Below are 13,024 nucleotides of genomic sequence, written 5' to 3' on the forward strand. Positions count from 1 at the left end.
CTCCAAACCATATCAAATTATTATATATTCTCTGCCGAAAAATTTACTCCTTCCGTTTATTCGAAAAATTCCATGAAAATAAATTTTTCCAATGTTCGACAAGTTTTTCTTCTTTTTCTTTTGTCTAAAATATGTTATATTAAAATGTTGTTTTACAATGCTCTCGTAAAGGGGTTTATTTCGATGAATATTATTTGTACGACATTAAACTCGAAATATATTCATACGAATTTAGCGATTCGCTACTTAAAGGCATACGCCCAGCCAGAGTTTGATATAAAGCTTGTCGAATATACGATTAAAGATCCGGCGATGAACATCGTGACCGACCTTTATCGAAGAAAACCGGATATTATCGGATTTAGCTGCTATATTTGGAATATCGAAGAAACCATTAAAGTCGTAAAAATGTTAAAAAAGATCGCTCCTGATATCACCATTGTCGTCGGCGGTCCAGAAGTGTCCTATGACGTGCGCGAATGGATGGAAACCGTGCCGGAGTTTGATTTTATTGTCATCGGTGAAGGGGAAGAAACGTTTAAACAATTTTTGATGGAGATGCATGGAGATCGCAACTTCCACAACGTCCACGGGCTCGCGTTTCGCCATCATGGAGACATCATTATTAATCCGCAGCGAAATAAAATTCGCTTAGCCGATATGCCATCACCATTTCGTTTTCCAGAAGATATTCCACATTTACCGAAACGCATTACGTATATCGAAACGAGCCGCGGCTGCCCGTTCAGCTGCCAGTTTTGCTTATCATCGATCGAAGTCGGAGTCCGCTATTTCGACCGGGAAAAAATTAAAGAAGATATCCGCTATTTAATGAAGCATGGAGCGCGCACGATTAAATTCGTCGACCGTACGTTTAACATCAGCCGAAGCTATGCGATGGATATGTTTCAATTTCTTATTGATGAACACGTTCCGGGAACCGTATTTCAATTTGAAATTACGGCAGACATTATGCGTCCGGAAGTCATCGAGTTTTTAAACAAAGAAGCACCACCAGGACTGTTCCGCTTTGAAATCGGTGTGCAATCGACAAATGATGAAGTAAACCGGCTTGTCATGCGCAAACAAAATTTTGAAAAATTAACCCGCACTGTGATGATGGTGAAAGAAGGCGGAAAAATTGCTCAACATCTCGATTTAATTGCCGGACTTCCGGAAGAGGACTATACATCATTCCGAAAAACGTTTAACGACGTTTTCGCACTCCGTCCGGAAGAATTGCAGCTAGGCTTTTTAAAAATGCTTCGCGGCACCGGCCTTCGCCTGCGCGCAAAAGACTACGGCTACGTATTTATGGATCACGCACCATATGAAGTATTGCAAAATAATGTGCTTTCTTTTGATGACATCATCCGCATTAAACAAGTAGAAGATGTGTTAGAAAAATATTGGAATGCGCATCGGATGGATGAAACGATCGAATATTTAGTAACAAACGTATTCCCATCGCCATTTGATTTCTTCCAAGAATTTGGCACATACTGGGACGAACGCGGCTGGGCGAAAATCGGGCATCAGCTTGAAGACTTATTCCGCCGTCTACATGAATTTTTGCAGACAAAAAAACTGGATGAACTTCCAATCATTGAAGCGTTAATGAAATATGACTATTTACGCAATCAAAAACATAAGCCGCGCAAACCATGGTGGGAAGAAAAAACGGACAAATCGCTGCGTTCCTCGCTTTATCGCCAGCTGCTCGAACATCCGGAACAATTAGGGAACGAATTCGTCTCACTGGAATTGAATGAAAAAAAATTATTTAAACATACGGTCATGGAAATAATCGAATTTGACATCGGCCATTATCTGAAAACAAAGGAAATACGTCTGACCCCAACGGTGATGATTGCTTATTTTGATCCCATCCAATTGCAAACGAAAATTTTTTCCGCCCCGCTATCTTCCTTTTCAAATGCCGCAATAAAAAAGTAGGGTTTATCCCTACTTTTTCTTTTTCGCTTTTTTCTGTTGTTTTCTCTCTTCCATTAACTGAAGCGGCTGATGGGCGTTAAAATCGCCAAATTCAAACGCCATTTCCTCGCGTGCTTCGTTATGTTGGCGTTCTCGTTTTTCTTCTCTCATCTTCATTGTCCATCTCCTTGGCGCGCTTTTTTCGAATTGCGGTTCGCTCCGCGGCTCATGTCTTCTTCTCCCGCATACTGCGCTGCAAATTCTGTATCCGGTAAGCTTTCTGTCGGCGTTTTGTTATTGTTTTTCGCTGCATTAAACTTCACTTTTCGCTTCATTACTTACTCCCCCTCTCATGTTTATAAGCGATTAAGACGATTTCTTCTCCTGTTTCTTCACGCAACCGTTTTTCCAGCTCTTGCACTTTTTTTAACGTCTGCTCTTTCAGGTCAGCAACTGGAAATGAACTGTTTTTCAACGGGCATCACCCTTTGCCATTTTTCTTATTTTCCCTTAAACACTGTACGGTTTATTCATAACCATATATATTTTTGCTCACACTATAATTGAGGTGATATCCACATGGATCAAGATAAAAAAGTCGAATCGCCAATTCTTGATGAGACAATGCCTCATCAAATCCATGCTCCATCATTTAAGGGAACTGGCATAAAAACACAGCCTCCATTTGTCAATAAATATGGTGTCGTAATCGGCGACAGCAAATATAACTCGCCAAATTCACCGCTGAATCACTGGAGTGATGAGATCGATCCAAGCATTATGGCAGGCGATGAATGGGTGCACCCGACAAACGACATCGGCTGGAATACAGAAGAAAATCGCGAGCTTCTCGAAGCAAAACGGCGGTCCCAAAGGGTTCCGTTTATGCACCCAAGCATTGATACAAGTTATGGGCAAGATTAGCCTATCATTTCGAAACAAAATTATTTTCAAAAAGCAAAAAGGGATATCCTCACTATTGTGATATCCCTTTTCCTATGCTTGCTTTACGGTTTTATGCTTTTTGTATACATGTTTCGCATCAGTAATCGTATCAAGACACCGCTTTACTTCGAAATTATGCTTCATGTTACTTTTTCTTTTTCTGGTTTAATCGCTACAAATGTGATGGCGCTTGCCAGAAAACATAATGCAACTAACAGAAACAACAGCATGGATGTCTCCCTTTTCATCAGCAGCGCAGCAAGAGGCGGTCCCATAGCGACACCGATAAACCTTAACGAGCTGTAAAATGAAGTCACCGTTCCCCGCTCTTTTTTTTCAATCCCCCCTGTAATAAGGGCATCCAAACACGGAAGCATCATGCCAATGCCAACGCCCACAAGCGAAAAAAGCGCAACCATCCACCAAAGAGATGGAAAGGATTTCCAAGCACCATCACTAGCGGAATAGAAGCAAGCGATGCAATCATCCCCCCTTTTCCCGCCGATGTCCTTGCCTGTTTCGGCATTTGCTCTATCCATTCCATCTCCATACCTGCCTTTATTTATGTTACACGTTTATGTTTATCATTTCCGTTTTTTCATGAAGCATACAGTGCAAAAAATCTTGCCTACAATGAGGCAAGATACATATTCTTCCATTTTCTATAATAATAATCATTTACTCCACACAACTTTCTCATCACAAATTTATACCAAACCTACCCTTAAAAACCTTTAATTCCCATTATACAACTATTCTAATTCCATATACTAAACATGCAACACATTTTAAACATGAGGAGGCTGAAAACAATGGCAAGATCAAGCAATAAATTGCTTGTTCCTGGAATTGAACAAGCGTTAGATCAAATAAAATATGAAATTGCCCAAGAATTTGGCGTACAATTAGGAGCAAATACGGTTTCTCGCGCAAATGGCTCTGTCGGTGGCGAAATTACAAAACGGTTAGTCGCACAAGCACAAAGCCAACTTTCCGGATCTGCTTTCCAAAAAACCGAATAAAATGGCGATTAAAGCCGAGTGAATGGACTCGGCTTTATTAATCGTTTTTCTCATTTTTATGTATATTTTCCTTTTCATGTTGACCACGTTCGAATGATTTTTCGAAGTTCTTGTCATAGTCTCGTTTCCAATGATGCTCGTCCTGTTTATTGTTTTTTTGATGATGTTTCCAATGATGATCATATGAGGATGAATGATTGCGGTGATGCTGGTTCTGGCTATCGCTCTTTTTTGGATAATGTTTCAGGTGGCGATCATCCGATCGATCGCTGTTATGATATTTATTATTTTTTGCGGATGATTTATGATTTTTGCCATTTTCATCCTGTTCCTTATCATTACTTTTTTTTTGTTCATCTTTTTCCTCGAATGGATATTTCTTTTCATTACTATTATTTTCTTCCCGTTTCTGTTTATCTTTCTTTTGCAATGAATGGTTGTTCCCTCGATTCTTCTCATCTTTTTCGTTTAATGAATGGTTGTTCCTCCGATGTTCCCCCTTTTGATTACCATTATCTTTATTTTTTTTCTGATTCTTCTCATCTTTTTTGTTTAATGAATGATTGTCCATTGGATATTCATTCTCTCCATCATTTTGTTCCAACGGTTTTTCTAGTTTTTTCGCTTTTGTCGACTCTGGTGAAACCGTCTTCATTTTTTGTTCAATTTGCAGCAGTTTTCCCGTTGTCACTCCCTTTTTTACCGCTTTATTTCGTACTTCCATCGTGCTTTCTTCTGTCTTTACGATAATGTTTTTCTGCTGATACGAATGTTGGATTTTCTTTAATTCTGTAGAAAGCTCCCGTGAAGATGCAGCACGGTATTTTCTCTCCACCGCTGTAATCAATACTTGACCCCCTTCTTGCAAATATCCTTTTTGCATACTTAATTCAATAATTTCCATGGTAATATCAACAAACTCTTTTTTCTTCCAATGAGAAAGCTGTGAAACAATCCTTTTTCCTTCCTCGTTGTAAGCCTTTAATTTTAACACTTTTAGCTGCTCATCCACTCCAACTTCGATGCTTGGATTAATATCAATCGACATGTAAGCGTACACTTCATTAGAAGGAAAATGAAATAATGTTGTAACTAAAAGTACCACCGCCGCCACCAAGCTTGTTATGACATATCGAAATGAACGACGACGAACAATGGGCCTTTTTATCACCTGCGCTTCAATCTCTTCTCCTATTTCATAATCTCCATCTTTTTTTACTTGAATAAATTCCCCCTCAGTCGTTAATAATGTGACAAACTCTTCGTCTAATTCTAATACGATCCCTTTTTTCACGATGGAAGCACCCCTTTTATATAATCCTTTAAATAAACATAATCCCCAGCTAAAATAATCGCCACCGCAATAATATATTTTCTATTTCTCTCTATCGTTTTTCGGCTTACTTCGGCAATATTTTGCAGTTGTTTAATCGGTAATTGCTTTTTTCGAAAAAGCCATTCGAGCATTTCCTCATCTTCAACTAACAATTTAGCGACATTAATCGCATTTATTCGCGCATCTTTATGTTTTGGCGACTGTTCGATAAGGTCATGAAAATGAATCCCAAATTCCTTTAACACTTGTTGATAATGAATAATTTCTTCGCGACGATGTTCTTGCTCCACTTGCTTGTAAAATTCATCCATGGATAATTTCGTATCCAAGTATGTTTGGGCTGAATTTTCCTCATCTTCATTTGTATGTAAAATAATGTTCTTCTCTTTTGCTTCTTTACGAATGTAATCGATTAAGCGCCTTTTAATAAGCAGTTCGGCAAAAGAAATAAACGAACCTCCTTTATGAGGTGCGTATTTTTCAATGGCTTCATTAAATGCGATTAAACCGATGCTTAGTTCGTCATCCCCTTCGTGAATAAATCGTTTGCACACATTTGAAACCGTCTTGGCAATAAAAGGTTTATATTGTTGAATTAATTGATTATGCAATACTTTATTTCCTTGTTGAATTTCATGAACTGTTTGCTCAATCGTTCTCTCCTTCTTTAATGAAAATAATATGCTAAACATGGATTCCACCCCATTTGTTAAAGAGACGAACTAGCCTCCCTAAGGATATCATTCGTACATGTTAGCGTAATTTTGATCGTCATTCAATCGGAAATTTGTTACATTTTTCTTATTAAGACTCCTTTATTAATAAGAAAAAAAGACCTTTGCCATTAGGGCAAAGGTCCCTCTTAGCCATTTATTATCCTGATTTTTTCCTCTGTTGCTTCTTCTACATTATTCAGCGTGCTATGTTTGCGTCCATATAAGAAGTAAATGACAAGGCCGATTGCAAGCCATGATACGAAACCAATCCACGTCATTGGAGGAAGCTGAAGAACTAAATACCCGCAAAACGCGACGGCCAATAATGGAATAACTGGAACGAACGGAACCCGAAAGGCGCGTTTTAAATGCGGCTGCGTTTTCCGTAAAACAAGTACGCCGACGGAAACGGTAATGAACGCAAACAATGTGCCGATATTTGTCAATTCTGCAAGCTTATTTAAAGGTATCACTCCCGCAAATACCGAAACAATGATTCCTGTAAGCCAAGTGTTCACATATGGCACCTGCCGAACTGGATTCACTCTCGAGAATACTTTCGGAAGCAAACCGTCACGGCTAATTGCGTAAAATAGACGAGTTTGTCCATATAGCATAACAAGCAGCACCGTCGTAATCCCAGCAATCGCTCCTAACGAAATAAAACCGGCAACCCAATCTTGGTTGATATAGCTTAACGCAAAAGCAACAGGATTTTTTACATTTAATTGATCATACGGAACAATTCCTGTCAGTACAAGGGAAACAGCAATATATAACAAAGTACAAATAAATAAAGACGCAATAATTCCTATCGGCATGTTTCGCTGCGGATTGCGCACTTCTTCCGCCGCGGTCGAAACCGCGTCAAAGCCGATATATGCAAAAAAGACAGTTGCAGCGCCAGTTGCTACTCCGGAAAATCCAAACGGCATAAATGGCGACCAGTTTTCCGGTTTTACATACCATACACCGACAGCGAGGAACAATAATACGACAGCGACTTTAATCACAACCATAATCGCATTAAAACGGGCAGATTTTTTTACTCCAAGATTCAACAAAAATATAATGAAAAGAATAATACAAATTGCCGGTAAATCGATAAATGTTCCCTTTGCCGGATCATAAGCGTTTGTCAATGCTTTTGGAAGCTCAATGCCAAATCCGGAAAGCAGTCCTTGGAAGTAACCAGACCATCCAACCGCCACTGCTGAAGATGCCACACCATATTCTAAGATTAAATCCCATCCTAAAATCCAAGCGATTAATTCCCCAAACGTTGCATAACTATATGTGTAAGCGCTGCCAGACACCGGCACTGTTGAAGCGAATTCCGCGTAACAAAGAGCGGCAAAAACGCAGGCAAGACCAGAAAGAATAAAGGAAAGTACAAGTGCAGGACCGGCGTGTTCGGCAGCGGCAACTCCCGTTAATACAAAAATTCCTGTACCAATAATAGCACCAATGCCGAGCATCGTTAAATCAAATGCTCCTAAATCTTTTTTTAAAGAGGCGCCTTTTCGGCCAGCTTCGTGTAAAAGCATCTGGATCGATTTTTTTCGAAACAAATTCATAAGATGTCTCTCCTTGTCGCTTTTTGTAGAAATTTGTTGAAGAGTACAATACAATAAGGATTTTACGCTATTCAATAATTTTTGTAAAGTTAGAAAATAACAAAAACAGCAAAAAAATTTTGCCATTTTAAGCGTTAAAGTTATAAATTTTTTCGCATCCATAATCCAAAGATATACAAAATTTATAATTTACAAATTTTTCAGATAACTATATAATAAATTTGTGACAATTTTATGAACAACGAAAGGAGGCGCATTGTTTCAATTTATTATCAAATAAGAATTAAGGGGGGATTTTCATGGCTGTGCAAGAGCGTTCTTTCGAAAACCGCTCGGCAATTGATTATAGCCAAATTGCTCAATCTTCATCTTTTCAACATCTCATGCGCGCAAAGAAAAACTTTATTTTGCCAGCAACGCTATTCTTCTTCGTGTTTTACTTTGCCCTTCCGATTTTAACGTCTTATTCTAACGTGTTAAATTCTTCTGCGATCGGCCCAATTAGCTGGGCATGGGTGTTTGCATTTGCGCAATTTATTATGACATGGGCATTATGCATGCTTTACTCTAAGCGCGCAGCAAAATTTGATGAAATCGTCGAACAAATGAAACAAGAAGCGAGGGAAGGAGGAAACGTGTAATGCATGGCTTAGCCTTTTTCCTCTTTTTAATCATTGTGGCTCTGACGCTGGTCATCACTTACTTCGCTTCAAAAAGAACAAGAACAACGAGCGAGTTTTACACAGCAGACAGCAGCTTAACAGGCTGGCAAAACGGTTTGGCCATTGCCGGCGACTATATGTCTGCTGCCTCATTCCTAGGAATTGCAGGAATGATTGCATTATTTGGATTTGACGGCTTCTTCTATAGTATTGGCTTCCTTGTTGCCTATTTAGTCGTTCTTTATATTGTCGCCGAACCGCTGCGCAACCTTGGAAAATATACGATGGCTGACATGATTGCAGCAAGGTTTGATGACAAAAAAGTGCGCGGTGTTGCCGCGCTGAATACGATTTCCATCTCCATTTTTTACATGATTGCTCAGCTTGTTGGAGCTGGCGGTCTCATTAAGCTATTATTAGGGATTGATTACGTTTACTCTGTCCTCATTGTTGGCGTACTCATGACGGTTTACGTCGTTTTTGGCGGCATGACGGCGACGAGCTGGGTGCAAATCGTGAAAGCAGTCTTGCTAATAGTTGGTACGTTTATCATTTCGATCATTGTCTTTGCGAAATTTGATTTCAACCTCATAAAAATGTTTAACGAAGTAAAAACAGCCACACCACTGGGCGAAGCATTCCTCAACCCTGGCAATAAATTTAAAGATCCGCTTGATACAATCTCATTAAATTTAGCACTCATCCTAGGAACAGCAGGGCTTCCACACATTTTAATCCGCTTCTTCACAGTAAAAGATGCACCAACTGCTCGCAAATCGGTCGTCTATGCCACATGGATTATCGGAATCTTTTACGTATTAACGATTTTCTTAGGATTTGGGGCCGCGGCCTTCGTTGGTTATGACAAAATTGTCGCCGCAAACCCTGCTGGAAACATGGCAGCTCCATTGTTAGCCGAAGTGCTCGGCGGTGATTTCCTATTCGCGTTTGTATCGGCAGTCGCATTTGCCACTATTTTAGCTGTCGTTGCTGGACTTGTCCTATCAGCCGCGTCGGCATTTGCTCATGACTTTTATAGCCATATTCTTCGCCGCGGTGAAGCAACGGAAAAAGAACAGATGGTTGCGGCGCGCTGGGCGTCTGTTGGTGTATCCGTTTTATCCATTCTTTTAGCGTTATTCGCTCAAAAAATGAATGTCGCTTTCCTTGTCTCATTGGCATTTGCTGTTGCCGCGAGCGCCAACTTGCCGATTATCGTATTAACGATTTTCTGGCGCCGTTTTAATACAACAGGAGCTATTGCAGGAATGCTTGTTGGATTATTCAGTGCGTTGTTGCTCGTCTTCTTTAGCCCAAACGTTTGGTCACCGGAACCGGGAGCTGCTATTCTTGTCGGTGAACCGCTCTTTAAACTTGCAAACCCTGGTATCGTTTCAATACCATTAGGATTCATCGCATCGATTGTTGGCACACTTCTTTCCTCGAAAAACGCCGACAGCAAGAAATTTGATGAAATTCTTGTGAAAGCGAATACAGGAATAAAAGAATTAGCAAACTAATGCAATGAATCATTCTGCTGGATTGGAAAGAGCGCATCCTTTCCAATCCAGCTTCTTTTTACTCTTGCCACTATTTGTGTTCTTATTGCCCTATTTCAGTTATCCGCGGTCTATCCAACAAAGTCTTCTTTAATTTGCAATAAGAAAGCCCGAACACTAAGATTCATGTTCGGGATGAGAAGTTAAGCGTGGTACATCTTAGCATAACTTGTATAAATATCTACTTGCTGCCGATCGACATCATAACCGATGCCCGGCTTTTCCGGTACTGTAATCGTTCCATGATGAACAGTGACTTCAGGAACGATAATATCTTTCGTCCAGTAATGGGAAGAAGCGGCTGTATCACCAGGCAACGTAAAATTATCTAATGTCGTAATGGCAATATTGTGTGCTCTTCCGACACCAGCTTCTAACATGCCGCCGCACCAGACAGGAATATCGTTCTCCTTACAAATATCGTGAATACGTTTCGCCTCCGCCAATCCTCCGACACGGCCAATTTTTATATTGATAATTCGACAACTGCCAAGCTGAATGGCTTTCCTTGCATCTTCAGCGGAATGAATGCTTTCATCTAAACAGATTGGCGTATTTAACTGTGCCTGCAATGTTGCATGATCTACGATATCATCAGGAGCAAGCGGCTGTTCAATCATCATTAGCTGAAACTCATCTAGCGCCTTTAGTCGATCGATATCTTCTAATGAATAAGCAGAGTTTGCATCGACCATGAGCGGAACATCTGGAAAACGACGACGAACTTCCCGAACAACCTCAACGTCCCATCCGGGTTTAATTTTTATTTTGATGCGCCGATACCCTTCTTGTACGTACCGTTCGATAATACGCAATAGATCATCGATGCTTTTTTGAATCCCAATGCTTACCCCTACTTCAATACGATTCTTATTTCCACCGAGTGCTTTATGTAACGGCAGTTGCTGTCTTTTCGCAAATAAATCCCATATTGCCCCTTCTATCGCCGCTTTTGCCATTTGATTTTTGCGAATGACGGAGAAACGTTGCCGCAACTCTTCTGGGTGAGCAATTGGCGCTTGAAATAAAAGAGGCAATAAAAAATCTTCTATCATATGCCAATTCGTTTTTACGGTTTCTTCATTATACCAAGGTGAAGGGAAGGCCACCGATTCCCCCCATCCTGATAACCCATCTTCATCCATCGCTTCCACTAAAATAAACTCCTTCTTTTGAAACGAACCGAAACTTGTGGTAAACGGTGACTTTAGTTCCATTTGTAAGTGGCGCAGTATGACTCGTTTCACTTTTATTCCCATAAAAAATTCCTCCTCATTATAGCGGCAATTCGTTGCGCTTAACGCAAACATAGTACAAAACAGGCTCACCATCTTTTCGAAGTATATGCGCAACGGCCCATCCTTCACGGAAGAGGCGAACAAAAACATCACGCGTCTTATAGCGCCAATCAAGCGCTAATTCATGATCTGTCTCTTTTAATCGTTGAAACTGAAGAGGAATAGGCACAAGCAAAAACGGATAGTCATGATGAATAGGTTCCTCTTTCCAAATCGCTTCTGGGTCACCGGTGTTGTTTTGTTTCCAATCAAGCACCATCTTTTCTGGCGACCACTTCAGTCTTGAAAAAAAGCGGCCTCTCTCTTGTAAATATCGGCTCCCTAGAAGCCACTCCACAATAAATCGATCCGACGGTAAATGCTTATTTAGAGCATCATCCATTTCACCGTAACAATTTTCGATATACTGTGAGCAAATCGCTCCTAACTTTGCAATGTTAAGATAGCCGTTTCTGCTTTGGAGCGGATCGTATGTCCAACGAATCGTACGATATCCCTGCTTGATTGCTTCTTGTGCCTGTTTCATTTTTAACATATAACCTATTCCTTGATCACGAAATGGTTCAGCAATCCCGAGCATATGCGAACAAAGATACGTTTCCCCATCTTGATATCCGGGAAAACTATACACAAATCCGACCATTTTTCCATCAATAAAAGCACCGATAATAATGCCGCCGTTTTTCGCCACCGTTAACGTTTGATGGGTAGGAATTGGGCTTGTTCCCCACACTTCCGCTTCTAGTTGGGCCATTTCTTCAAGTTGTTCGATCGTGTCAATTTTTTGTAGTGAGATACGCACTTTCTGTCTCCCCTCGTGATGCAAAATGCTCAAACGTTTCCATAATGACTCTTGCTAATATTTCAATACCAGATAATAAATCTTCGCGGCGGAACGTCATTTGCGGATGGTGCAATCCCGGTTTTAAATCACAACCAAGCCCTAGCATCGTCGTTTTTAACTGTGGTTTCATCAATGAATAAAAATGGAAATCTTCCCCACCTGAAGTGACTACTGGCGGCAGACATTTTTCTTCTCCTAACGTAGCAACAATGGCACGCTCCATTAGTTGCTGTGCTTGTGGATGCGGCCGCGCAGCGGCAATACGAACTCCTGAATAAAGCTGAATATCCGCATCATAAATAGATGCAATCCCTTTCACCACGTGATTCAATCCTTCTACCAACTGTTCCATCGCCTCGTTCGTTTGCGCTCGCAAATCAAGCGAAAATTCCGCATGATCTGGAATGATGTTCGCATTTTTTTCTCCTGCGTGAAATCTTGTCATTTTGATCGATGCAGGCACTTGTGGATCAATATGGATTTTGCTCAGCTCTTGTACGATCGCACTCCCAACTTCAATGACATTGACTCCAAGGTGCGGTCTTGCCGCATGCGCGGCAACTCCTTTAATTTCTCCATCAATGCATTGCGCTGCTCCGTGCAAAATCGCGGGAACAGCATAACCGCTTTTTACTTCTTGAATCGGCCGCAAATGAACACCGTATAAAAAGTCAATATCATCGATAACTCCTTTTTCCAAAAACTTCAATGCTCCTGTTCCTTTTTCTTCTGCTGGCTGAAAAAGAAACTTCAATGTTCCAGGCGGCTTATAACCGATGCGATTAAACAGTTTAGCAACCCCTAATACCATTGTCATATGTGCATCATGCCCACATGCATGGTTTGCTTGCCATGCTCCATTTACTTCTTGCCAAAGCGCATCCATATCGCTGCGCAATCCGACTGTAAACGGCCCGCTGCCGATTTCCCCAATCACTCCTGGACAATCGGAAAACGTGTTGGCACGATATCCTTCTTGAATCAGTTGCTGCTTAATAAACTCCGTCGTTTTCCACTCTTCCCAACTAACTTCCGGATGACGATGAAGGTGGTCAAAAATCTCCCATAATTCTTCCTTCATCGCATGAATCATTTCTCTCATTATGCTCTCCCCCGATGATATATTTGCA

14 protein-coding genes and 1 pseudogene are annotated in these 13,024 nt (G+C 40.7%); 5 read left to right on the forward strand and 10 right to left on the reverse strand.

What is annotated here, in order from left to right; translation table 11 throughout:
* Window positions 1-183: 183 nt before the first annotated feature.
* On the forward strand, window positions 184-1,956 hold the full coding sequence (locus tag NXM86_RS13585; RefSeq protein ID WP_081189245.1) for a B12-binding domain-containing radical SAM protein: 1,773 nt from the start codon (window positions 184-186) through the stop codon (window positions 1,954-1,956).
* A gap of 9 nt (window positions 1,957-1,965) precedes the next feature.
* Here the strand turns inward: NXM86_RS13585 and NXM86_RS13590 are convergent, their stop codons facing one another.
* From NXM86_RS13590 to NXM86_RS13600, 3 genes are read right to left on the reverse strand one after another with little or no spacing between them, the layout of a single operon-like run.
* Window positions 1,966-2,112 carry a hypothetical protein gene (locus NXM86_RS13590; RefSeq protein WP_012749515.1) on the reverse strand — a complete coding sequence of 49 codons (147 nt, stop codon included), beginning with the start codon at window positions 2,110-2,112 and terminating at the stop codon, window positions 1,966-1,968.
* On the reverse strand, window positions 2,109-2,270 hold the full coding sequence (ykzP, locus tag NXM86_RS13595) for a protein YkzP (RefSeq protein ID WP_012749514.1): 162 nt from the start codon (window positions 2,268-2,270) through the stop codon (window positions 2,109-2,111). The genes NXM86_RS13590 and ykzP overlap by 4 nt, the downstream gene beginning before the upstream one ends.
* Window positions 2,270-2,410, reverse strand: coding sequence for a hypothetical protein (locus NXM86_RS13600; RefSeq protein ID WP_012749513.1), 141 nt, complete (start codon window positions 2,408-2,410; stop codon window positions 2,270-2,272). Before NXM86_RS13600 ends, ykzP begins: the two co-directional genes overlap by 1 nt.
* Window positions 2,411-2,514: 104 nt before the next feature.
* Between NXM86_RS13600 and NXM86_RS13605 the strand changes: the two genes are divergently transcribed.
* Entirely contained in the window at window positions 2,515-2,859 is a 345-nt protein-coding gene (locus NXM86_RS13605) for a DUF3905 domain-containing protein (protein ID WP_012749512.1), read from the forward strand.
* A gap of 161 nt (window positions 2,860-3,020) precedes the next feature.
* On the opposite strand, the pseudogene NXM86_RS13610 reads toward NXM86_RS13605, so the two are convergent.
* Window positions 3,021-3,314 (reverse strand): annotated as a pseudogene (locus NXM86_RS13610) (MFS transporter); the annotation flags it as partial.
* 378 nt (window positions 3,315-3,692) lie between these two features.
* On the opposite strand from NXM86_RS13610, the gene NXM86_RS13615 reads away from it, so the two are divergent.
* On the forward strand, window positions 3,693-3,902 hold the full coding sequence (locus tag NXM86_RS13615) for an alpha/beta-type small acid-soluble spore protein (protein ID WP_012749511.1): 210 nt from the start codon (window positions 3,693-3,695) through the stop codon (window positions 3,900-3,902).
* Between the two features lie 37 nt (window positions 3,903-3,939).
* Here the strand turns inward: NXM86_RS13615 and NXM86_RS13620 are convergent, their stop codons facing one another.
* From NXM86_RS13620 to bcaP, 3 genes are all read right to left on the reverse strand, one after another.
* Window positions 3,940-5,196: an anti-sigma factor domain-containing protein gene (locus NXM86_RS13620; protein WP_089096979.1), complete on the reverse strand. Its 1,257-nt coding sequence runs from the start codon at window positions 5,194-5,196 to the stop codon at window positions 3,940-3,942.
* Entirely contained in the window at window positions 5,193-5,939 is a 747-nt protein-coding gene (gene sigI / locus NXM86_RS13625; RefSeq protein ID WP_233131633.1) for an RNA polymerase sigma factor SigI, read from the reverse strand. Before sigI ends, NXM86_RS13620 begins: the two co-directional genes overlap by 4 nt.
* A 161-nt stretch (window positions 5,940-6,100) precedes the next feature.
* Complete coding sequence (gene bcaP / locus NXM86_RS13630; RefSeq protein ID WP_089096977.1) at window positions 6,101-7,531, reverse strand: branched-chain amino acid transporter BcaP; 1,431 nt, start codon at window positions 7,529-7,531, stop codon at window positions 6,101-6,103.
* A 299-nt stretch (window positions 7,532-7,830) separates the two neighbouring features.
* Here bcaP and NXM86_RS13635 point away from each other — a divergent pair, with 299 nt between their 5' ends.
* Together NXM86_RS13635 and NXM86_RS13640 are read left to right on the forward strand one after the other, a co-directional pair.
* Entirely contained in the window at window positions 7,831-8,172 is a 342-nt protein-coding gene (locus NXM86_RS13635) for a DUF485 domain-containing protein (protein ID WP_328268642.1), read from the forward strand.
* Window positions 8,172-9,713 carry a solute symporter family protein gene (locus NXM86_RS13640; RefSeq protein ID WP_089096976.1) on the forward strand — a complete coding sequence of 514 codons (1,542 nt, stop codon included), beginning with the start codon at window positions 8,172-8,174 and terminating at the stop codon, window positions 9,711-9,713. Before NXM86_RS13635 ends, NXM86_RS13640 begins: the two co-directional genes overlap by 1 nt.
* Before the next feature lie 182 nt (window positions 9,714-9,895).
* Here NXM86_RS13640 and menC read toward each other — a convergent pair whose 3' ends face one another.
* Genes menC through NXM86_RS13655 form a run of 3 tightly spaced genes read right to left on the reverse strand, consistent with a single transcriptional unit; the run spans window position 9,896 to window position 12,996 of the window.
* Entirely contained in the window at window positions 9,896-11,011 is a 1,116-nt protein-coding gene (gene menC, locus NXM86_RS13645; protein ID WP_012749505.1) for an o-succinylbenzoate synthase, read from the reverse strand.
* A 16-nt stretch (window positions 11,012-11,027) separates the two neighbouring features.
* Window positions 11,028-11,852: a GNAT family N-acetyltransferase gene (locus tag NXM86_RS13650; RefSeq protein WP_498958162.1), complete on the reverse strand. Its 825-nt coding sequence runs from the start codon at window positions 11,850-11,852 to the stop codon at window positions 11,028-11,030.
* The gene (locus NXM86_RS13655; RefSeq protein WP_089096974.1) at window positions 11,827-12,996 is read right to left on the reverse strand and encodes a M20 peptidase aminoacylase family protein; all 1,170 of its coding nucleotides are present in this window, start codon (window positions 12,994-12,996) and stop codon (window positions 11,827-11,829) included. The genes NXM86_RS13650 and NXM86_RS13655 overlap by 26 nt, the downstream gene beginning before the upstream one ends.
* Window positions 12,997-13,024: the final 28 nt, after the last annotated feature.

Source organism: Geobacillus sp. CX412, assembly GCF_027942335.1.
In the GTDB taxonomy this organism is placed as follows: domain Bacteria; phylum Bacillota; class Bacilli; order Bacillales; family Anoxybacillaceae; genus Parageobacillus_B; species Parageobacillus_B toebii.